The sequence below is a fragment of the Mesorhizobium sp. M1A.F.Ca.ET.072.01.1.1 genome (assembly GCF_004023325.1).
In the GTDB taxonomy this organism is placed as follows: Bacteria; Pseudomonadota; Alphaproteobacteria; order Rhizobiales; family Rhizobiaceae; genus Mesorhizobium.
This window is the reverse complement of the sequence record NZ_RZSF01000003.1, coordinates 37,768-58,743: the sequence shown is the minus strand read 5'-3', so window position 1 is coordinate 58,743 and position 20,976 is coordinate 37,768. Positions and strand designations below refer to the sequence as shown.

30 protein-coding genes are annotated in these 20,976 nt (G+C 55.8%); 16 read left to right on the top strand and 14 right to left on the bottom strand.

Annotated elements, in window-relative coordinates; genetic code table 11:
• The first annotated feature begins 15 nt into the window (after positions 1-15).
• A complete protein-coding gene (locus EOA32_RS01115; protein WP_245499110.1) occupies positions 16-258 on the top strand; it encodes a hypothetical protein in 243 nt (80 codons plus the stop codon).
• 162 nt (positions 259-420) lie between these two features.
• Positions 421-636 (top strand): hypothetical protein, encoded by a 216-nt coding sequence (locus tag EOA32_RS01110; protein WP_128370608.1) that lies wholly within the window; start codon positions 421-423, stop codon positions 634-636.
• 53 nt (positions 637-689) lie between these two features.
• Here EOA32_RS01110 and EOA32_RS01105 read toward each other — a convergent pair whose 3' ends face one another.
• Genes EOA32_RS01105 through EOA32_RS01095 form a run of 3 tightly spaced genes read right to left on the bottom strand, consistent with a single transcriptional unit; the run spans position 690 to position 3,794 of the window.
• On the bottom strand, positions 690-3,011 hold the full coding sequence (locus EOA32_RS01105; protein WP_128370607.1) for a DUF5906 domain-containing protein: 2,322 nt from the start codon (positions 3,009-3,011) through the stop codon (positions 690-692).
• Positions 2,998-3,561, bottom strand: a complete 564-nt coding sequence (locus EOA32_RS01100; protein WP_128370606.1) for a hypothetical protein — start codon at positions 3,559-3,561, stop codon at positions 2,998-3,000. Before EOA32_RS01100 ends, EOA32_RS01105 begins: the two co-directional genes overlap by 14 nt.
• Positions 3,562-3,575: 14 nt before the next feature.
• Entirely contained in the window at positions 3,576-3,794 is a 219-nt protein-coding gene (locus EOA32_RS01095; RefSeq protein ID WP_128370605.1) for a helix-turn-helix domain-containing protein, read from the bottom strand.
• Positions 3,795-3,924: 130 nt separating this feature from the next.
• Here EOA32_RS01095 and EOA32_RS01090 point away from each other — a divergent pair, with 130 nt between their 5' ends.
• From EOA32_RS01090 to EOA32_RS01060, 9 genes are all read left to right on the top strand, one after another.
• Positions 3,925-4,404, top strand: coding sequence for a hypothetical protein (locus EOA32_RS01090; protein WP_128370604.1), 480 nt, complete (start codon positions 3,925-3,927; stop codon positions 4,402-4,404).
• 20 nt (positions 4,405-4,424) lie between these two features.
• Positions 4,425-4,658, top strand: coding sequence for a hypothetical protein (locus EOA32_RS01085; RefSeq protein ID WP_128370603.1), 234 nt, complete (start codon positions 4,425-4,427; stop codon positions 4,656-4,658).
• Positions 4,655-4,831: a hypothetical protein gene (locus tag EOA32_RS38305; protein ID WP_189406805.1), complete on the top strand. Its 177-nt coding sequence runs from the start codon at positions 4,655-4,657 to the stop codon at positions 4,829-4,831. The genes EOA32_RS01085 and EOA32_RS38305 overlap by 4 nt, the downstream gene beginning before the upstream one ends.
• A gap of 2 nt (positions 4,832-4,833) precedes the next feature.
• Positions 4,834-5,277, top strand: coding sequence for a hypothetical protein (locus EOA32_RS01080; protein WP_128370602.1), 444 nt, complete (start codon positions 4,834-4,836; stop codon positions 5,275-5,277).
• A 45-nt stretch (positions 5,278-5,322) separates the two neighbouring features.
• Positions 5,323-5,604, top strand: a complete 282-nt coding sequence (locus EOA32_RS01075; RefSeq protein WP_128370601.1) for a hypothetical protein — start codon at positions 5,323-5,325, stop codon at positions 5,602-5,604.
• A complete protein-coding gene (locus EOA32_RS38300; RefSeq protein WP_189406803.1) occupies positions 5,601-5,783 on the top strand; it encodes a hypothetical protein in 183 nt (60 codons plus the stop codon). Before EOA32_RS01075 ends, EOA32_RS38300 begins: the two co-directional genes overlap by 4 nt.
• An 80-nt stretch (positions 5,784-5,863) precedes the next feature.
• The gene (locus EOA32_RS01070) at positions 5,864-6,052 is read left to right on the top strand and encodes a hypothetical protein (RefSeq protein ID WP_128370600.1); all 189 of its coding nucleotides are present in this window, start codon (positions 5,864-5,866) and stop codon (positions 6,050-6,052) included.
• A gap of 25 nt (positions 6,053-6,077) precedes the next feature.
• Complete coding sequence (locus EOA32_RS01065; protein ID WP_128370599.1) at positions 6,078-6,473, top strand: hypothetical protein; 396 nt, start codon at positions 6,078-6,080, stop codon at positions 6,471-6,473.
• 224 nt (positions 6,474-6,697) lie between these two features.
• Positions 6,698-6,898 (top strand): hypothetical protein, encoded by a 201-nt coding sequence (locus EOA32_RS01060; RefSeq protein WP_128370598.1) that lies wholly within the window; start codon positions 6,698-6,700, stop codon positions 6,896-6,898.
• On the opposite strand, the gene EOA32_RS01055 is transcribed toward EOA32_RS01060, so the two are convergent.
• From EOA32_RS01055 to EOA32_RS01025, 7 genes are all read right to left on the bottom strand, one after another.
• Positions 6,895-7,212, bottom strand: coding sequence for a hypothetical protein (locus EOA32_RS01055; RefSeq protein ID WP_128370597.1), 318 nt, complete (start codon positions 7,210-7,212; stop codon positions 6,895-6,897). The two genes, EOA32_RS01060 and EOA32_RS01055, sit on opposite strands and share 4 nt — an antisense overlap.
• Entirely contained in the window at positions 7,197-7,685 is a 489-nt protein-coding gene (locus EOA32_RS01050; protein ID WP_245499109.1) for a DUF1643 domain-containing protein, read from the bottom strand. Before EOA32_RS01050 ends, EOA32_RS01055 begins: the two co-directional genes overlap by 16 nt.
• A gap of 4 nt (positions 7,686-7,689) precedes the next feature.
• Positions 7,690-8,079 (bottom strand): hypothetical protein, encoded by a 390-nt coding sequence (locus tag EOA32_RS01045; RefSeq protein WP_128370595.1) that lies wholly within the window; start codon positions 8,077-8,079, stop codon positions 7,690-7,692.
• Positions 8,076-8,630: a hypothetical protein gene (locus EOA32_RS01040; protein ID WP_128370594.1), complete on the bottom strand. Its 555-nt coding sequence runs from the start codon at positions 8,628-8,630 to the stop codon at positions 8,076-8,078. Before EOA32_RS01040 ends, EOA32_RS01045 begins: the two co-directional genes overlap by 4 nt.
• Before the next feature lie 7 nt (positions 8,631-8,637).
• Positions 8,638-10,293: a DEAD/DEAH box helicase gene (locus EOA32_RS01035; RefSeq protein WP_128370593.1), complete on the bottom strand. Its 1,656-nt coding sequence runs from the start codon at positions 10,291-10,293 to the stop codon at positions 8,638-8,640.
• The gene (locus EOA32_RS01030) at positions 10,290-10,709 is read right to left on the bottom strand and encodes a hypothetical protein (protein WP_128370592.1); all 420 of its coding nucleotides are present in this window, start codon (positions 10,707-10,709) and stop codon (positions 10,290-10,292) included. Before EOA32_RS01030 ends, EOA32_RS01035 begins: the two co-directional genes overlap by 4 nt.
• Before the next feature lie 79 nt (positions 10,710-10,788).
• Positions 10,789-11,421 carry a hypothetical protein gene (locus tag EOA32_RS01025; protein ID WP_128370591.1) on the bottom strand — a complete coding sequence of 211 codons (633 nt, stop codon included), beginning with the start codon at positions 11,419-11,421 and terminating at the stop codon, positions 10,789-10,791.
• A 113-nt stretch (positions 11,422-11,534) separates the two neighbouring features.
• On the opposite strand from EOA32_RS01025, the gene EOA32_RS01020 reads away from it, so the two are divergent.
• The 5 genes from EOA32_RS01020 (at position 11,535) to EOA32_RS01000 (ending at position 17,146) form a co-directional block, all read left to right on the top strand.
• Positions 11,535-12,350: a hypothetical protein gene (locus tag EOA32_RS01020; protein WP_128370590.1), complete on the top strand. Its 816-nt coding sequence runs from the start codon at positions 11,535-11,537 to the stop codon at positions 12,348-12,350.
• A 1-nt stretch (position 12,351) separates the two neighbouring features.
• Positions 12,352-13,452, top strand: coding sequence for a DUF2800 domain-containing protein (locus tag EOA32_RS01015; protein ID WP_128370589.1), 1,101 nt, complete (start codon positions 12,352-12,354; stop codon positions 13,450-13,452).
• Positions 13,453-13,455: 3 nt separating this feature from the next.
• Positions 13,456-14,385, top strand: a complete 930-nt coding sequence (locus EOA32_RS01010) for a hypothetical protein (RefSeq protein WP_128370588.1) — start codon at positions 13,456-13,458, stop codon at positions 14,383-14,385.
• A gap of 127 nt (positions 14,386-14,512) precedes the next feature.
• On the top strand, positions 14,513-15,124 hold the full coding sequence (locus EOA32_RS01005; RefSeq protein ID WP_128370587.1) for a 3'-5' exonuclease: 612 nt from the start codon (positions 14,513-14,515) through the stop codon (positions 15,122-15,124).
• Positions 15,125-17,146, top strand: coding sequence for a hypothetical protein (locus tag EOA32_RS01000; protein ID WP_128370586.1), 2,022 nt, complete (start codon positions 15,125-15,127; stop codon positions 17,144-17,146). It abuts the gene before it with no gap.
• A 365-nt stretch (positions 17,147-17,511) separates the two neighbouring features.
• Here the strand turns inward: EOA32_RS01000 and EOA32_RS00995 are convergent, their stop codons facing one another.
• From EOA32_RS00995 to EOA32_RS00980, 4 genes are all read right to left on the bottom strand, one after another.
• Positions 17,512-17,748, bottom strand: a complete 237-nt coding sequence (locus EOA32_RS00995) for a hypothetical protein (protein WP_128370585.1) — start codon at positions 17,746-17,748, stop codon at positions 17,512-17,514.
• Positions 17,745-18,497: a chitinase gene (locus tag EOA32_RS00990; RefSeq protein WP_245499108.1), complete on the bottom strand. Its 753-nt coding sequence runs from the start codon at positions 18,495-18,497 to the stop codon at positions 17,745-17,747. Before EOA32_RS00990 ends, EOA32_RS00995 begins: the two co-directional genes overlap by 4 nt.
• A 227-nt stretch (positions 18,498-18,724) precedes the next feature.
• Entirely contained in the window at positions 18,725-18,949 is a 225-nt protein-coding gene (locus tag EOA32_RS00985; protein WP_128370583.1) for a hypothetical protein, read from the bottom strand.
• 15 nt (positions 18,950-18,964) lie between these two features.
• Entirely contained in the window at positions 18,965-20,941 is a 1,977-nt protein-coding gene (locus tag EOA32_RS00980; RefSeq protein ID WP_128370582.1) for a hypothetical protein, read from the bottom strand.
• Between the last annotated feature and the right edge of the window lie 35 nt (positions 20,942-20,976).

Below are 20,976 nucleotides of genomic sequence, written 5' to 3'. Positions count from 1 at the left end.
CTTCGGGGGACACGAATGGATTTCAGCGCAGGCCATGGCTACCTTCTCATCGGTGGACTCATCCTGGTCGGCGCCGGGCTGCTGATCATTTCGCTGATCGTCAATCTGCGCGTAGCGCACAGCGTGCGCGAGGAACTGCGCCATCGCGAAAAGCTGCTGGAATATTACCGCAACATCTTTTCGCAGCTGGGCGTGATCCTGATCGGCATCGGCGTTTCTCTGTTCATCTTCTTCTTCCAGCAGATATATAAATATTGAGCAATTTCAATTACTTAGCCAGCCGCACCCATCGCAACGGACCCATTGAAAGGCTTACGGAATTCGTTTTGGCGACCGCACCGTTGACAACGTGTCTCAAAGTGACATATAAAACACAAATCGACGGTTCAACCATCGCAAACACGCCGGAGAATACCAAAAATGCTCACGTTCAATTTCAGCGGCAACATAAAACTAAACTTCGCTGACGGAGCCGAAGCGGCAAAGTGGTTTGAGCAAAAGGAATTGTCGGCGCTTGAAGCCGCCAAAAAGACCAAGGCGGCAAAAGAGGCGATCAAGCTTCGCGCGCAAGCCTCGACATACGCCGAATTCGCAGCGCTCTTGCGATCTGCCACTATCACGCCCGTCACGCATTAAAGCCCGTCCGTTGGGGACCGCAGCCCGGTTAGCTTACGGCGTCGGGCTGCAACTCATTCATACCCTTGCCAGCGCCCGAAATCAGCAACATTTGCCGCACGGTCCACATTGAACAATTGCGAACGGTTGCCGGCATCCTCTTGGAAATATGCCCGCGTCGAGCGGCCGATTTCATGGAACTGCAACGCTTCCAAGATCGCGCCGATTGTCTTAGGCGATACCGCCCGCGCACCCGTCGCCTTAAGCCGGTTCGCAACCGCCGTTGCGCTGACCCAACCGCCACGGAAGCCGGGCAATTGATCGTCAACCGCGTCTAGGATCATCTGTTCAACCGGGCCGCGACTATAGCGGATAGCGGCGACGCTTGACGACGTTTCCGGAGCGCGCATCGGGATTGCGCCGCGTTCAATCGGATAGTTCAACAGATAGTGCGCGACGATCTCTTTTCCGCCGTTGTCGAGCCATGGATAAAGCGCGTCAAAATACCGTTGGTCCATCCCGCGCGCAAGCAGATCGTCAACCGACTGAATTGCACTATAAAAAATCGCAAAGCGGCGACCGTTGCGATTGACCGGGATCGCGTCTTTGAAATTGGAAAAGAACGCCCAATTCGAATAATTGTCTTCCTTGTCTTGATCGACGAATTTGCCTTGGATTTCTATTTCTTCCTCCGAAATCATCGGCTTCAACACTTCGATCATGTCGCGCCGTTCGTCCACCTTGATTTCGTCAACGAGAATGAACAGCTTTGCGCGCATCCAAGCGTTGAACTTCGATCCGCTTTCGACCATTTCTTTTGCGTTTGGAAAGTGGACATAAGGCCCGCCCATTACGTGTTTGATCACACGTTTAAGAACGCCTTTACCTACGCCTTCCGCAGACTGGACAAGCGGCGACCACGGTATTTTATGGCCGGGATAGCGCGCGTTATGCGCGATGAAATCGAGCAAGATACGCCGATCAGCTTCGACCGGCAGCATTGCCGCCAGATGGTTCAAGAACGGCGACGGATCGCCCGGCCGCGCTTCAACCTTAATCGGCTTATACGTGTTGACGCCTTGCCGGTCGAGCGCGTCGGTAATGATTTCCATGTGACCGCGAGACGGCAGAAAGCGGATGTGATCGACCTTGGGAACCGTCCAAAGCGTCGAGCGCGTTGCAGCCTGCCAAGCTTCATTGGTGACTTTGCCGGTTCCGTCGATAATGAATTTCTTGCCGCCGTAATGGCCGTTGAATTGCGTCGCGTTCATCAAACGACCGGCCGGCGTTAAGATTTGACCGAAGCGACCGACGAACACGCAACCCTTGAACCAAGTCTGTTGTTCCATATGGGTTAGCATTTCGCCGCTGCAATCCAGTTCGGGCGGGGCTGGCATCGGCGGCGCGGCTGGCGGTTGCTGCGGTGTTCCCGGCGCGGACTGCGGCTGCGATGGTGGCGTTGCAAGCGTCTGATAAGCGATTAACGACGGGACGCGACGTTGTAGCGACGGCCAACCGACCTCCGTTTGCCGGATGCTGTTCCAAGCTTTGAGGTTGGTCGCGTGGTCATTTTTTCCGTATCGAGCGCACCATTCGCTCCAAAGGTCGAAAAGCTCTTGTTCATGCGTCACAAGCGACCAACCGGCTTGCTTTACGGCAGCGGTCGTTGATAGCCATTCGGGATAATCCAAATCGTTGGGATCAAGCAGCTTGAGCGCAAAGCGTATCCAGTCGAGCGATGGCGCTGCTAGGTTGGCCGTTCCAAGGTCTTGGCGCACACCGACGCTATCAAGCACGTTCACGCCGGCTAGAGCCGCTTCTAGCGCCTCCGGAGGCGTCACATAGCCGAAGCCGGGAAGCGACCAACAACGAACCGTGTGAGGCGCGGACGGTTTTTTTAGGTGCAACGTACCGGCAAGACGAAGAACGCGCGTCGGATCGATCACCGACTTGTCACCGTCAAACAGTTGCCGCAGCTTCCGTTGAATGAGCGTGTAGCGGTCGTTGTCGCGATACGGGGTTGAAATCCAATAAGCGTGAAACTTGTTTGGCGACGTTTGAACGGCAAAAGACGGCGCTGGATACCATGTTGCGGCGCGCTCGAAATTCTGCAAGGCGCTTAGATTGTCGAAGTCAACGACGTGGGTGCGGATGCGTTGAACGTTGGCAAGCTCGCGCCCGTTCCCGTCCAATTCGTTGATGTTGATAAAGACGCCGTAGCCTCGCGACTGATAGTCAAGCAAGGACTGCCAAAGCTGCGGTAACGTTCCATCGTAGGAATGCGCCGGAACGCCCTTATCAACGTCGTGAATGCAGCGGAAATTGACAAAGGCGGTGTTCGCGTCTTGCCCGGTCAACGCCGTAATATGCGCAAAGGCTTGGCTATAATCTTGCATTTAGCAACTCGTTAAACCGTGCGATTGCGGCGTTGTTGTTCTGATTACGCGCGGCGACTGCCAAGCACATAGCGATGAAATCTAGTTCATCGTGTTCGTTCTTCCCGACATTGTAGAGATTGCAAACAAGTTGAATGTTATCCGGCTCATAGCCCCTTGAATTGTCCTTACGATCTAAAGACGGGCCGAACGGTCGGCGCTTGCCTTTAGCATCGGATAGATCGAAAACTAACCCGGATTTCTGACATGTCCCAAGTTCAAGCAGTATCCGAACGTGATCAAGACAAATGTTGAACGACAGTTGCGAAGCGCGAGCGCGTAACTTGGCACCGCCAAAAAGCGATTTAGCAATGTTGTCCTTCGAGTTGCGGCGTTCAATTATGGTTTCGGCGTATTGCTCGCGGTAGCGCTTCCAATAACCTTTTCTCTGTTCGGCTATTTTTCCTTTATTATTTTCACGCCATTCGTTATGCTGGTCACGCTTGCATTGTTTGCAAATGCGAGAATGTTTCGCGAATTCTGTTGCGGGTTGCGCCCGGTCGCATTTCACGCATGTTCGCATAATCAGGCATTCGCCTGATTGCTGCTAGGTTTGCGCCACGCGTCGATATCTTCGACGTTCCAACGGCGTGGCTTTGTGTCCGGAATTGGCGGAACGGGAAAGCGGCCATCGTCAATCATGTTGTAAAGGGTGCGGACGGTAACGCCGATATAATCCGCAACGTCAACAAGCTTAAGCGTTTTTGCCATTCGTCCCGCCGCTGATTTGCGTAAAATTTTCATGACGCATACCAGCAAATTTGTCGTGCCGGCAACACAAATTTTTCATGTTTTTGCATAAATCTGTTGACGGTCTTGGATTTGGCGGCGTATAACACGGCAAATCATGACAAACGCAACGGGAGTTTATCGCATGTTCAGCTTTCTTCGTCGCAAACCATCGCAAATTTCATCGCAGCCGATCCTTGAAACCGGCATTGACCGGATGATTGGCGAGCGGGACGCGCACCTAGCCGCAATGAACCGGCTAGAACGGGTCATCAACGACGCGCAAACGGCGTACAACCAACACGCCCGGCTGTACGAAGCGCTCAACAACTCGCTTTTCGCGATCAATCATCCATTCAACGACAAGGCGATACAAGCCGACCTTGCCGACGCGTTCGCGGATATCGAGTTTGACGCCGACTTGTCCGTTGACCAGCCGAGCGACGAAGAACGCGCGGCGGCTGCTTATGCGTCGCTTCCGGATAGCCTTAAGGCAACCTTGCCGCTCGCGCCGACGCCGCAAGAGCTTGCCGACGCCGAACCGCTCAATACGCCAGTGATCCCGCTTTCACGTTCGGCCCGTCGCCGCGCCAATACGGAACGGTTTAAGAAAGCGGCCGAATAATGTTCGGATCAGCCAAGGCAATGCACAAGCGGCTTGCCGACATTCAAGCCGCTTATTCCGCCCTTGAAGCCGCGCACAAGGAACTGACCGCGCGAGCCGAAGCGATGAACAAACACGCCTATTTGATCGGCATCGACCGCGACGGCAAGTTGAACAAATTCACCTTTGTTCGCGACGGCAAGTTTACCGTGATCGAAACTTACGGGACGCTTGAAGACGATCCGGCAGCATGGAAACGGGAGTTGTTGGAATGAAGCCTTGGCATTGGTCGCGGATCAAATTCATCAAACCGGGCGGAATTTATTTCAAGGGTATCCACCAAGCACCGGCCGGCAATTGGGTTTTCTTCTTTATCGCCGTCCGCAACAGCGATCCGAAAAGCCCGTTCCGCGAAACGCGTTACGCGTGTGAGACGCTAGGGCTTTGACCATGACCAACGTCATTCAATTCCCGGCCGCGCCGACTATGGTTTACGTTTGTTCATGCGGTTGCCAGTCGTTCCGCATATATGCAAGCGGCATGATCGAATGCGTGAACTGCGGCGAAGATCACCAACGCCACGCGGACGGAACGCCGGTCGGGGAGTGGGTCAAGACGTTGCCCGACACGCCCGACGTTACTGCAATCGAGCGCACCGAAGCCGGAACAATCATAGTCAAGGCTACCGGAGCGGCAGACTTTGCGTCGGCATCCGTGCTGCGAAAGCTGACCAAATGGACTAAGCGCGGGTCAATCGCCGCTTTGTTCGGCTTTGACAATGACGGCAGCGGTTCGCACTGGACCGACGTTTGCACCGAAGATCAAAAGCAATGGGTCTTGCGCAAATTGCGCGAGCTAATCGCTTATATCGAGCAAATGAAAGTGAGTAAGTGACCGACCGTGAACGCGAGCGGAAACGCGAGTACATGCGCAAACGTCGTGAAAGTCTTGCGTACCGTATCAAACGAAGCGAGCAAGATCGCGCGCGATATCATGCACGAAAGGCTAATGCCGATGGGCAAATATCAGCTTGTGAACAAAGACGGTCGAATTGACATCATGGTCAATCGGAGCCGCGTCGTCGGCTATGTCGAGGATGACACGTTGACCGCGCTGGACGCGCAAGGCTATGCCGTCCAGATCGGCGCAATCAATCACCGCGCCGAGATAATCGGCAAGCTGGACGCATGGCGGCAGACACATTTGGGCGGTATGGCTTGACCTATCCGCCCGGTCATGAATGGTTCTGCACGTCGCCTTGCGGCGCGGTGAGCATCACCAAGGCCGGTTATCGCTGGCATGTATGGCTGTTCGGTTGGCGGCTGGAAAGCTTCGCTAATGAAGTTCAAGCCGTTATGAAATTGCAGCAATTAACGCGTCCTACCCGGCCGCGAAAATAATTGACGACCATCGCAATTTTATCGTTGACGACCATCGCAAACGATGGCATAACCGTTGCAACAACAACGGAGTGACTGACATGGAATATGCAGTGATCGACACGCGGAACACCTCGCTTAACATGGTCAAAGATGCCGCCCGCCCTTGGGCTGTCATCCGCAGCGACATCACCGGCCGCTTTACGGTTCACGGTCGGTATTCGACAAAGCAAGTCGCAATGTCAATCAGCCGCAAACGCAACACCATCGCAAGGAACGCGGCGCGTTAATGCGCCGCTCACCGGAGTAACCAGCATGACCCGCAACCTTCGCAACCGTGAACACCCGGCACCGAACCCGGTTAGCAGCTACGAAGTTGCGCCGGATCACTACGGCCCGAACGAAGACGTTGAGCGCGCCGCGCAAATGGCGAACGCCGAGACGTGGAAGGAATTCAAGGAACTTTGCCCGTACAAGCCCGGCGACGTTGTTTGGCTGGAACACTACACCGCGAACGGCAAGGAAGCGCGCAAGGCGTTCATTAGCGACGTTTGGCCGGAACGCGATCAGGACGGTTTCCGCCGTCCGAAATTCCGCGTCCATGTTGCAACCGCCAAGGGCGACCGCTTCGCCCGCAATTGGTTCTACACATGGCCGGGCTTTATCGAGCGCGGTTACAAGCTCGCGGCAACAACGGAGGCAAGCCCATGAGTACCTAACAACTCGAAAGGCAACCACGATGAAATATTTTGCAGTCGCCGCGCTCATGGCGCTTACCGCTTGCGCCTCGACGGGCGGAAGCTGGCGGAATACCGATTACGCCCGCACATGCAGCAATGCGACTTGGGAACTTGGTTTGTGCGATAACGGGAAATATTGACAATCGCGAGGATTTGGCGAATTGATCGTCCCGTTTGACTTAATGGGGCGATCCTATGAAAGCGGTACTTGTTGTATTTGTAATGACTAATGGGCAGTTTGTCGAGCAGCCAAAGCATGTGCTTGACCCGATGACAGACAAGCCGTTCGCCACGGTCGAAAAATGCAATACGTGGTTGAACATGGCCGTCATGATGGCCGCAAGCAAAGACCCGGACGCGGCGAAAAAGGTTCGCTTTGAATGCCGGCCGGTCTAACCCTTCCGCGCAATCCGCATGAATTCCAGCCGTTGAGCGTCCGTTAGGTGCGCAACCGCTTTGTGGTTCATCGCGATCAAATGGACGATCACGCGCGCGTCACCTTGCTTGACCGCGTGATAAGCAATCGTGTTGACCAGTTCGGCCGTAAAACCGAAGTGATACAAAACGGCCGAATGCGTCATGCCTAGCTCATGCGCGATCCGCCGAGCCGTCACGTAAGACGGATCGACGCGCCACAAGCGCAATCCCATTTCGACAATCTTTTGCTTGACGCGCTCGCCATGCGAAGCGGTTTCTAAGGCTTGTTCCATAGTTCTAGCTTTCTGTTATATCCGATCATTACGGGGTGTACCGGATGACCATCCGCGCACGTTCCCCAACAATAAAGCGGCCGGTTGATACTCGCCGCGATGTCGGCAACAAGTCGCCAGTTATTCCGCAACTGCGGCGGCAGCTTCGACAAGGTTCCCCACGCGACAACCGTAATCTGCGAACGCAACATGATCGCGAGAATATGGCCGGCATTGTATGGCCCGACCGGATCGGCTGCGGTCTTCAATTCATCGACATCGGTAGCGCGGAAAGCGTGTTTGTTCCCGACGATGTATTTCGACCAACCCAAGCGCGAACCGAAGCCGTCAAGCTTGCGAATGGTATGGTCTTTCTTCACGCCGTCCGCAGTTGCCGGGTTGACCATGAACACGGACGCGACCGGGCCATTGCCGCCAAGCTCGAATTCAAGCTCATAGCGGTAACAGCCATCGAGGATCGCGCTATAGGTCACTGCCCTACCCTCGCCTAATGATTGAATGAATGTCTTCCGGCTTGGTGACGAAGCCGGCAAAGCCGCCCGCCTCGCGCACCAACGCATGAAACTTTGCTTGCGCGTCCGTATGCGGATCACCCGGCTTGAACTGCCAGTCGGTTTTTTTCATTTCCAGCGCCGTGAACACGCCAAGCGTGACCCAACCGCACGATTGCAGATATGCCGTTACCGGCGTGATCCCTATCCAATCCGACGATTTGATTTCGCGGTTCATGTTGGCGCTTTCGTTCGCCAAGCCGAAGCGAACCGGGACGCCGCGTTGATCCTTCAAGACGCCAACATTGTTGCGCCAAAGCGGCCCGATATCGGCATACGCGAGCCGCACATGCGACGTTACGGCTTCCTCGTTCATTTATTGTACTCCGCAACGACTTTGCAGAACGCAATGAATTGATCGTCTGTCGCTTCACCTTTGCCGGTGTTGTAACACCATACAACAACTTGAACGTTGTCCGCAGTGTAACCTTTTGTTCGGTCAATTTTATCAATGGACGGTGCGAAACGATTTATCTTTCGGTCCTTTGGAATAGAGAAATCAAAGGGAATTCCCGACCGCTCGCAGACGCCATTTACAACAGCGTTCAATATTTTTTCGCGTGGAACGTCGAATTCCTCGCCGGAACGGGATCGCGCGTTTTTCCACATATTGTAGGCACGCCCTTGCGGTGTCCCGTTCCGCTCTATGCTCTTTGCGCGAAAGGTTTCCTTGTTCGCTTCATAATCTCTTTTGTGTCTAAATCGGCCTACACGCGCATAATGATCGTTCATCTTCGCTTTGTTGGCTTCGTGATTACTATAATACCTTTTCTTCCGCTGAATGCTTATGCAATCGCGACAAACCTTCCGCACAAATGGTTTGCCACGAACCTTTATGACCGCAAAGCCTTCGCCGGATTTTGTCATTTTGCATCTATTGCAGACTGGCATTTATCCAACTTTCAACTTTTTCGGCCAATGCGTCCATATCGGCGCGAGGCATCGCTAGTGCTGACAACACATCAACGCCAACGGTCAAATAAAAACGCCTGTACAATTCTTGGTCGGATCGACCTTTAGCACGGCCAATTCCTGCCCATTGGCAAATCGCATCATCCAAACGTTTCTGTGATTGAATTCTTTCAATTTGGCGATTGACGGCACCCGCGCCGGCCAAACCGCCCGCAACGAACGCCGTCCGCGATCCGACATCGGCCGGCGACGGCAATTCTATAGCCGCGCGCATTTCCGCGAGCTTGGCGCGATCCAGCAAGATCAAATCCCCGTCGATTTCCTCGACGGAGCGCCCGCCGCCTTCCGGCAACGGCGGCATCCATCCGCAGCGTGGGCAGCACGGTAAACAACGCTCATACGGCCGGCCGCAGCCGCGACACGTAATCAACGGGATCGCTTCCGGATCGGGCGCACGCTTGGCCCGTTTCTCGCGCCGGTCGAGCGTCCAGAAATGCGGCTTGTCCGGGTTGCCGTGGCGCTTCCAATTCGACACATGGTCGATGATCAATCCATGCGTCTTGCCCGCCATGGTCCGCAGCGCCCGGCCGAACTGTTGCAGATAGACCGCAAGCGAAGCGGTTGGGCGCGCCATAATGACGACTTCGCACGCTGGCACGTCGAAGCCTTCACCGAACAAATCGACGTTGACCAGAACAGTAATTGCGCCGCGCTTGAAACGCTTAATGAAATCCTCGCGCACCGCAGCCGGCGTTTCCGCCGATACCGCAGCCGCCATAATGCCGAATTCATTGAACCGCTTCGCGATCTTGCCGGCCGTCTCAACGTCGGTTGCAAAGCAAATCGCGCGCTTACCGAACGCATGGCGCACGTATTCCGTGACGACATCACCGACGATATGCGACCGTTCGGACGCCTCGCGCATCTTTTTCGGCGTGAAGTCACCGCTTGCCGACACGTCGTCTTCGTCAATGTAGAAGTCACTTTCCGGCAGCGCGATTTCGTAATCACACAACGCGCCAAGATTGATCAGCGTGCGTTGATCCGGACCAAGAACCATCGCATCGGCCAAGCCATCCGCGTGACGACCTAACCCTTTGCCATCGGCGCGGCTAGGTGATGCCGTCCAAAGCGAACCGCGAGCGCGAGGAAAAAGGCCGATACCTTTTCCCCACTTATTTGCCAGCAAAAAGTGATGACCTTCATCACCATGCCAATAGTCGATTTGCGCGGCCCAACCCTTCAATTCCTCCGCGCGAGCGTTCAACGTATCGATGCCGGCTACGGAGCAATTCGCGGTTGGATTAACGAAGTTGTATCCCAATTCCTCGCGATGCAACGCGGCGATTTGAGCGACAACATTCTTAGGCGCAATGATCCGGTGTTTGATGCCGCGTCGAGCGACATGCAACGACATTTGCGACACAAGTTCGGTGCGATGCGCAACAACGCACTGTTGCGCGCCTAGCTGGTTTTGATCGTTGATGATATCGGACATGACGACCGACTTACCGCCGCCCGTTGGCAGCACGGCTAGAACCGTGTTCGCGCCGCTGTTCCAAGCGCCGTAAACATCGGTTTTAAGCTGCCATTGATCCGGGCGAAGCTGGATTGTCATTTTACTGCGATCACCATAACCGACCAATAGCCGGTTGAATTCGCCGCAACGAAATCGGTCGGAACCCAAGCCGGATCATGAACGATCTTGTTGCCGCAGCAAACAACAACATGATCGCTTTCGCCGGTATTGCCGTACAGCATGTAATGAACGCCGGGATTGACCGTGTTCATATGTTCCAACACCGTTTCAAGCGGATCATTGCCGTTGTAATACGCATAGAACGGCACAAGGCCGCGAGTAGCCAACCACTCGCGTATCCGTGTATGGCCCGTTTCACCGTCACAACTGTCATGATAGAAATGCGGCACGGCACCCGGACCCAATTCGAGCAACGACGCAATGCAAGCCCGGACGCAATCACCAAACGTGCCGGCGTCCGGATCGTGCTTGACTTGGCAAAACACTGGTTTCATTAAAGCACCATGACAAAAATTGCACACGCCAGCAAGCAGCAAACGAAGCCGGCAACAAACGCTATTTGCTCGCGATCCGTCATTTGAACCACTCCGGAAGCTTTGCGCCGTCGCTATAGGTGATTATTTCGCCTTCAACGGTACGGTTCGGCATGAACAGACCAAACCAATTTTCATCCATAATATCCCGCACCACGACCGGCTTTGTTGCGTCGATGAATTCAGGGAACAGCAACCGACCGGACGGCGACGACGCGCCGATATTGGCGATATTCTCCGTATTCCAGAACATCGCGCCCTTTGTCTTCGTCACCGGCTTATCCGGCGTCCATGTACGCCATTGAACGAAAGGCGAGCCGTTTGCGACGACGGCGACGTTGCCCGGATAGCAATAGCCGAGCGTGGTTTTGGCCGCGCCGAACTGCAACACTTCGTTGAAGCTGACCGACAGAACGCTATTAAACGGCGCTTCGGTTCGGCATTGCTGAATTAGCACCGGATCGGCGGCAATGTGAACGGAGCCGTTGCCGAAATCGACCTTGCCCAAATATTCGATTGCGGCAAAGCGGGAATTGCTGGCGACCGCGAACGCCTCACCGTCCTTATGTTCGATGTAGACAGATTTTAGATGCGGACGGGTTTCCGTCGCCGGAATATCCTTGACGACGTTAGCTAGGCGGGCGAAAATTTCGCAAGAAATGGCGAATTCCATGGATAACTCCCGGTTTGATTTTCTGACATAGTGGAAGAATTCGATTGACACGTCAAGCGGTCGTCGCTACGGTCCAGCGTCAAAATTTGTCACAGGGGAAAGGAAAACCCACAATGAAATTTGCGTTAACCATCACGGAAGCAAGCCCGTCCGAATTGTCGCGCTTGCTCGCGTTCCTTGGCGGATCGACCGCAGTCAACATTACCGCCGACAACTCGGCACCCGGCACCGACGATGAAACCGGCGATGACAACGGCCCGGTCAATCCCAACGCGCCCAACGTCGATAAGAACGGCTTGCCTTGGGACGAACGCATTCATTCCGGCAACAAGGAAATGACCGACAAAGGCGTTTGGCGCAAACGTCGCGGCGTGTCTGCCGAAACCGTTACCGCCGTCGAAGCCGAGTTGCGCGCCAAGATGGCAGTCGCCGGCAATGCCGCCGCGCCAGCGCCGGCCGCACCGCAGCCCGTTCCGATGCCGCAGCCGGTCGCGCCCGTTATGCAGATGCCGGCACCCGCCGCACCGACCGCCTCGACCGCACCGCAGCCCGTTCCGATGCCGCAGCCGGCCGGCTACCCGACCGGGCCGGGATATCCGCAGCAACCGGGCAACGTCGTCTCGACCATGCCGGCACCGCAGCCCGTCCCGATGCCGCAGCCCATGCCGGCAGCACCGCCCGCGCCCGTCGCTGCACCGGCAATGGATTTCCCAACCTTCATGCAGGCGCTTTCCGGTCAGATGGCGAAGCGGGACGGCAACGGTATGCCGTTGATCGATACCGATTATCTGGCGCGCGTCACGGCGGAAATCGGAACGGCGTTCGGCGTCCCGCTTGGCGTCATCACCGACATCGTTTCGCAGCCTCGCGCGGGCGAAATGATCGTCTATGCCGTCCAGTGCATGACGCGCGATCAGAAGTGGAACTAACATGATCACCGTTACAGCCGACGAACTTCCCCGTTTCATGGCGTGTAACGGCTCGCGACTGTTGCCGGCTTCATTGCCGGCAGCGGTTGCCGATACCAAGGACCGCGACGAAGGCATTGCGGCGCATTGGGTAGCGGTTGCCGTCTTCCGCAACGATTTCACCGTTGACGAACTTATCGACCGCAAAGCGCCGAACGGCGTTTATGTGACCGTCGAAATGGTCGAATTCGTTCAAGTCTATCTCGACGCGATTGTTGCGCTTGAACGCGGGCAGATTGCAAGCGAAGTCGAGACGAACACAAGCTTTGGAACCGATCAGTTCCGCGTCAACGCTCGCGCCGATCATATGGCATACAATGCCGAAACCGGGACGTTGTACGGCGATGATTTCAAATACGGTTGGGGAATTGTCGAGCCGCAAGAACATTGGACGCTGATTGCTCACGCGGTCGGCTACTGCTTGACCCGGCAGATTACACCCGCCCGGATCGTGCTTACCATCCATCAACCGCGACCGCATCACCCGGAGGGCAAGTCGCGGTCGTGGGAAATCACGTATGCCGATTTGTACGAACGTTATTTGCGTATTGCGAACACATTGACCAATCCAAGCGATCAGCTTGTTACCGGAATCGGTCATTGCGGTAAATGTCACGCGCTCGCGACTTGCCCGGCCGCTCGCAAAGCCAACATGAACGCAATCGACGCGTCCGAAATGGCTTACAGCGACGAAATCGACAACGAAACGCTTGCATTCGAGTTGAACACGCTGCGAATAGCGCAAACGTCACTTGAAAATCGTCTTGACGCGCTCGAAGAAATGGCTAAATTTCGTTTGAAAGCCGGCCAAGTCGTTGACGGATACGCCGTTGAAATTCAGCTTTCCAATACCGATTGGAAGCCGGGAATTGACGTTGCGATCATGCAAGCGTTGACCGGAAAGAACCTTGCGAAACCGAAATTGGTTACGCCGAAACAGGCGATCAAAGCCGGTGTTAGCGAGGAAGTTGTTAAGTCGCTCACCGAGCGGCGACAGACTGGCGTCAAACTTGTGCGCGTTGATGCCAACACGAAAGCACAACGATTGTTCGGAAAGGAATAGCAAATGACTGTTGAATTCAAGACGCCGGTCGGCCGCATCGTTTGGGGCAACCCCGGCAAAGCGTCCCAAAAGAAAGACCAGAAAGGCAACACCGTTCTTAAGGACGGCAAGCCGGTTGAACAGTGGTCGTTCGGCCTTGCCATTCCTCGCGCCGATTTCGAGGCGCATGTTTGGCCGTACATGGCACAGGAAGCGGCGACCGGCTACGGCCAAGGTATCCCGCCGCAGTTTTCATGGAAGTACAAGGACGGCGACAATGGCGTTGATCGCAACGGCAAGCCATACAATCAGCGCGAGGGTTACGCCGGTCATTACGTGCTGACCATCACGACGGAAGCGTTTGCGCCGCCGATCTTCAAGTTGCAGCCGAACGGCACCTATGCACAGTTGACCGGCGACCAGATCAAATGCGGCGATTATGTCGCTTGCGCTCTTAGCCTTAAGGTCAACGTGCCGACCGATCGCACCCATACGCCGGGCCTTTACGTCAACCCGGTCGCAATCGATCACGTCGGGTATGGGCAACCGATCATCAACGGCCCGGACGCGCAAACGCTGTTCGGCGGGCAGCAATACCAGTTGCCGCCCGGCGCGTCCGCAACGCCCGTTGCCGCCGCTGGCGCGCCCGGTATGCCCGGCACCATGCAGCCCGGTCAGATGCCGCAGCCGGGCGCAATGCCGATGCCTGCCGGCTCGCCCATGCCCGGCCCGGCCGCAGCGCCGCAAATGCAGCCCGGCATGGTGCCGCAGCCCGGTTATCCGCAGCCGCAGCCGATGCCGGCACCCGCGCCCGACTTCACGCGCAACGCTGGTATGCAGCCCGGTCAGATGCCGCAGCCGGGCGCAATGCCGATGCCTGCCGGAATGCCGCAGATGCAACCGGGCATGATGCCGCAGCCCGGTCAGATGCCCGGAATGATGCCGGGGCGATAATACCGCCCGGACGTGCCAACGATGCGGTGCGGCTCTTGGTGAGCCGTGCCGCCTTCGTTTCATGCCGGGCCAAATCCCGACCGAATTCTTTGTCCGCGACTGCATTCCGTTTTAGCGAGGATCACCAATGCATATCATGCTCGACCTTGAAACATGGGGAAAGACGCCGGGCAGCGACATTCGCAGCATTGGCGCGGTTGTGTTCGATCCCGTCGCCGGTTGGCCGGAATACGGTTATCTCGATAGCCAGTATCAATTCTATGTCGCGACGGAAAACGCAATTTCATTCGCGCGATGGAAAGAATTGGGCCAACCGGCGACGTACAACGGTTTACGCTATCCGCTCGCGCGCGATCCCGAAACCGTCGCTTGGTGGAACGATCAATCACCGGAAGCGCAAGCCGCGTTTGCCAACCCGGTTGACGGCTGCATTCGATTTGCGAACTGGTTGAACGACTTGACAGCCGAACCGACGCCGGCCGATGACCAGAATTTGCGCCTATGGGCGAACGATCCGCATTTTGACGCGTCCATTTTGGAGGCTGTTTACCGCGCCGTAGGTCTGCCGGTTCCGTGGCACTATCGCGCGCCGCGATCCGTCCGGACGATTTGCGACCTCGCCGGCATGACCCGCGACGATTATTGCAACTATGGCGAGGCGCACAACGCGCTTGACGACGCGATTGCGCAAGCGATGACCGTTTGCGAGGCATACAAGCGGCTTGGATTGCGGCGCTGAATGCTCGACCTATCCAACACGGTTGTTTACGATATCGAGACGTTTCTGAATGTGTTTACGCTGCATATGGAAGCGCTGCATTCGGACGCGTCCAGCACATGGGAAATCAGCACGTTTCGCGACGACCGGCGCGAACTAATCGATTGGTTCAATTGGCTGTACCGAACGCAAACGCCAATGATCGGGTTTTTCAGCCTGCAATTTGATTACCCGGTCATTCACTACATTTACACCAACCCACAAGCGACCATCGATCAGATTTACGCCAAGGCGCAAGAACTGCTAGGACGCGGCGACCGCTTCGGCGGCATGATTTGGGAGCGCGACCGGTTCGCGCCGCAGATCGACCTAGCCAAAATCCATCACTTCGACAACAAGGCAAAGACGACAAGCCTTAAGGCGCTGCAAGTCAACATGCGCGCCGAAACCGTCGTTGACATGCCTGTTGAGCCGGGAACCGTGCTAGGTCACAACGAAGTCAACGGCTTGTTGATCCCGTACAATCGTCACGACGTTACCGAAACGAAGCGGTTCGCGCATTTCTCGACCAAGGCGATTGAATTCCGTCTTAGCTTGGTCGATCAATTCGGCGTTGACGTGATGAACTTCAACGACACAAAGATTGGCGCGAAAATCCTTGAACAGAAGATCGGGGAAGACATTTGCTATGACCGCAGTTCCGGCCGCAAGCAGCCACGGCAAACGGTTCGCAATCGCATCGCACTAGCCGACATCATCTTTAATTATGTCAGCTTCACCAACCCGGAATTCGCTCGCGTCCTAGATTGGATGAAACAGCAAGTCTTGACGCCGGATGATCTGGAAGACCCGGACGCGCCGATTAAGACGAAAGGCGTGTTTACCGGCGTCAAGGCGAACGTCGGCGGGATTGACTTCCATTTCGGTACGGGCGGCATTCATGGCAGCGTGAGCGCGCAACGGATCATCGCAACCGACGAATGGTTGATCCGCGATATCGACGTTGCGAGCCTGTACCCGTCGATTGCCATTGTGAACAAGCTTGCGCCCGCGCATCTTGGCGAGGCGTTCACGCGCGAATATGCCGAGATACCTAAAGAGCGCAAAAAGTGGCAACAGCTAAAGGGTAAGAAATGCGTCGAGGCGAATAGCCTTAAGCTCGCGGCAAACGGCACATACGGCAAGAGCAACGATAAATATTCGGTGTTCTATGATCCGCAGTTGACGATGACGATTACCATCAACGGGCAATTGTTGATTTGCATGTTGGCCGAATGGCTGTTGACGGTCCCGACCGTGCAGCTAATCCAAGCCAATACGGACGGCATCACCTATCGCATTCACCGCGACTATTTGGAGCAAGTCAAGGCGATTGAGACACGTTGGGAACAGTTCACGCTTTTGACGCTTGAAAGCGTCCATTACAAGCGCATGTGGCTTCGCGATGTCAATAACTACATTGCCGAAGATATGGACGGCAAACTAAAGCAGAAAGGCGCTTACTGGCATCCTGACCCGTTCGATTACGCCAATTCAATTAGCGAGCAACAGCCGCCAGCGTGGCACAAGGATTTAGGCAATTGCGTCTCGATCCGCGCCGCCGTCGCCGCGATGGTTCATGGCGTCGATCCGGACGCGTTCATTCGAGCGCATTCCGATCCGTTTGACTTCATGCTGCGGATCAAGGTTGACCGCGCGTCGAAGCTGTTGCTAGGCGGCTCGCCCGTCCAGCCGACGACGCGCTATTATGTCGCCCGCGACGGCGCGCCTATGGTCAAGATCAGCCCGCCAGCCGGCCCGCTAGGCGACTACAAGCGCCGCAACGGATTGACCGACGCGGAATTCAACCGGATCGCCGCGAGCATCCCGGCCGGGCAATGGGACGAACGCATTCACACCAAGAACAAAAGCCGCTACGAACAGCGCGAAACGGCGATTGAGGCGGGTTGGAAAGTTGCCGAATGCAACGACGCGCGTTCGTTCCGCTTTGACAATGTGGAATATGCTTGGTACGTCAACGAAGCTCGCAAGTTGATCATTTAGCCAAGGCAAGTAAGGCGTGTTGAATATATTAACATCTTCTAAAACGACATCGCCGGATTGTTGGCGTTGTCATGGTTCAAGACTTGTCTTTGAATGCCACGAATGGAACGCTTCGTTTGGGACTTGCTGCCCGGCCGGAACGATCAAGGCCGGCTGCAAAGGCCGGTCCATGACATGTACAGTTTGCGCCGACGCTCCGAACCAAAAGGGCGGCAACTAGCCGCCCTTTCCAGTCCTAGCGCTTCCTAACCGCCTTGGCCGCGTCTTGCTTCTGATAGAAGCGATCTAGCCCGATCACCCACGCCGCCGCCGCTGGATCGGCCCTAGCGGCGGTTTCTAGCGCGTTGACGACGCTTGGCGGCGGATCAGCTAGGGTTGGGTTTACCGCCGTTGTCGGCACGGTCCCGCAGCCGGCCAATAGAAGCGTCAAGATCGGGAGCGCCCGCGTCGATTTGATCAAACTTCTGTTGCAACGCATCGTTTTGCCCTTTCTGTTTTGCCGCTGCCGCGTCTCGCGTCATCTTGGCGATCTTGCCGGCGAACCACGCGAGGAACGCCAGCACCGCGACGACTGCCGCGCCGACCGTGTAAAGCGTATTCATGACACCGCCTTTCCGTGCAGTATTTGCAGCCGTCCCGACATGACCAGCCAAGCGAACACGCCGCCGCCGACCGCGAGCGATAGGACGGCCAAGAGCGCCCACGGATTGTTGATCGCGCCAAGCAACGTCGAGCCGTTAGACATCGCATCGAACAGCGAGAAACCGCCCGCGCCGCCAAAGCCGGTAATCATCGCCCAAAGCGATTTTGACTTGTGCGCCGGTACGTCATCCGGCTTTGCGTCTTCAACCTTGACATCGGCCGGGATCAAACCGACTTTCTCGGCTTCGGACGCCGCGTTGATCGCGTCGAGGAAATTCTTATAGTAGCCAGCGACAAGCGCGCCCTTGGTCCGCTTGTCACCGTTGATGACCGCGCGAGCGCCGACCGGATCGTTTGCCGTGTCGTTGAAATACTCGCGCAAGGCATGAGCCGTATAAAGCCCTTCGATCATGCCTTTGAACATGTTCGCAACGGACGTTTTCAGATCAAGCGCAAGCTCCGGATTGGCTTCCTCGCCAAACTTCGCATACATGAGCCGGCCCGTCTGTTGAGCAAGACCGCGCCCGCGATACGTCCAGCCGTCGTTAGGCGCACGATTGCCCATGCGACCGCCGTAAACCAGATTGGCGAGCTTTTGCGGATTGCGGACATAAGGCTTTGCCGCAGCTTCGTCACGGAACCGCACCGGCCAAGTTTTGCGGATTTGCGCTGCCGTCGTGTAATTCAAGTTTTCCTCGACCGGCTGCATTTTGCCGCCCGTCTCATGGAACGGCGTCGCGAGGATATACGCCAACCAACGCACGTCGGTCAGCTTGGACGCGTCCCAATAATCGAGGATCGCATTTAGGCCGGCAACTTGCGACGTGGTGAGACGACCGCCAAAAGGCGCTTTGCGCACATACGCGAAAAACGTTGTACGGTTCATGGGTTTAAAGCTTTCAATATCTATGCTAGGCGTTGGTTATTGATGGTCGATCATTCCACAATGACAAATTTGCCGATTGCGGTTGTCAACGTGTCGATCAGCGTTTGCGCTTCGACACGTTGGGTTTGCAGACTGGCAATGTTGTCGTCTATTTGTTCCAAATTGGCATGTGCTTGAACGAGACGGGCAGAGAAATATTCCACCAATCCGCTTATTTCCGTTTCATCCGCACCAAGCGAATTCAAAACGGTAACGATTTCCGGCTTTAGCTGCATTGTGGTTTCCTTCCTTTAGTTGCCGGCCATAATGACCCAATTCGTTCCATCCGACCGCAAGAGCGCCCATTTGCCGGCAGTTGCAGCAAGAATTGCGGTTCCTGCCGTATTACTCGCCAGCGGCTTAACGTTCGAACTTGCACTGTTGACCGCTTGCGCGGTGATCGTCTTAACAGTCAACCAACGACCGGGATAAGAGGCGGCAGCGGGCAACGTTGCGGTAATCGTTCCCGATCCGTTGAAAATCACGCTGTCGTCATCCGCGCTGACCGTGTAATTGGTCGTTTGAATTGTCGGTACAGCGGTTGCGATAGCGCCGGCAACGGTTAGTTTCGAAGTCGGCGATTGCCCGGTTGCACCAATGCCGACGTTGCCGCCGTTCGGGTTGAAAATCGAGTTATAATTGACCGAATAATTTGCGGTTCCGCGCGGTTGTGCCCACATCGCACCGGAACCGTAAAAACCAAAACTCCAGTCAACATTTTCGTTGCCGGCGACCATGAATTGATTGGGATCGGTTGTCCCGGACGTAACCGGATTGCCGCCCAATATGCCGACACGTTTCAGGCTGGTTTGTCCCGCGCCGACTTTTTGCAATCCGCCGTCTCGATCGATGGTTAGAACAACTGCCGTTGTTGTTCCGCCGTTCGGCGTAGTGGAAAATTGCACCTTTGCGCCTTGCGCACCCGCTGCCCAATTTTCCGTTGCAACCGTTTGCATCATTGCGCGGTTAGCGTTCGAATAATTCGTCGCGTCATATGCGCCATGAGCGCCGAACGTACCGATAATGTCGCCGCTAACGAGCGCCGATCTAGCCGCCGCTGTACCGTTGGCACGGCGACCGGTAAAGCTTGCTTGCGTCCCGAACGTATCGGCCAATATCCGCGCACCGGTTCCGTCAACGCCGCCGACTTGCAAACCTGTCCCATTTGGAGGCGCGGGCAATGCTGCCGCGTTTTGGTTGATCGTAAGAGAACCGTCCGGGTTGATCGAACCGGCAAGCTTTTGTGTCGTTGACGCGAGCGGCGTTGTATAAAAATCGATCCTCGCGCCTTGGTTTGTAGCCGACCAATTTTCCGCCGCAACGAACGCCATTGCAGCGCGCGAACTGGTAACATAATTGGTCGCGTCATAAGCGCCCATAGCGCCAAACGTTCCGATCACAGAACCGCTTGTTAAAGCGGATCGCGCCGCCGCCGTGCCAAGGCTCGCGCGGAATGTGAAATTCGTTCCGCCCGTACCGAAACTATCCAGCAAGAGGCGCGCAACGGTTGCGTCCGCGCCGCCAAATTGCGCAATCGTACCAGATGGCGCGGCGGGCAATGCTGCCGCGTTTAGATTGAACGTCGTCGCGGTCTTGAACGTATTCAGACCGGTTTGCCAAGTGTTATTGCCCGTCCAAGTGTTATTGAGCGGGCGCAAATCCGGAGCGGTTGCGTTGATGACCGGAATATTCGGATTGGTGTTGTCGATTGTGACGTTTGTTCCCGCAACAATCGATTGGACGCCAGCCGCAGCCGTCACCGCAGACGCGACCGGGAACGGGCCAACCCAGGCGAGCGACGGACCATCCCAACGATAGAACGCGAACGCAACGCCCAATTCAGCCTGCAAATACAAGTAGCCGTCGTTATCGGCCGTGAGCGTCAACGCATCGCGCTTTGCGAGCGATCCGGAATTGTTCGGATGAATTCCAGCAAGCGAAAGGTCAATAAGGATTTGTGTAAGCTTGTCGGTCAAATCGACAATGTTTGCAGCGTCGGAATTCTCGCGCAAAATCGAGTACGATTGACCGCTGCCGGTCGCGCCGGGCCAATTGTAATCGAGCGTCAAATGCGTGTCGTCAACAATCGACGCAATCGGGACGGACAAGCCATTGCATGAGAACATTCCGCCGACGACCAAAGCAACGGCCCACGCCGTACCGGTGCCGACCACGTTGACGCTTCCGTTTGTTACGGCTGCGGTGCCGGTCTTATAAGTCGAAGTCATGAAATTTCTTTCAAAATATGCCGGTGTTTAGCACA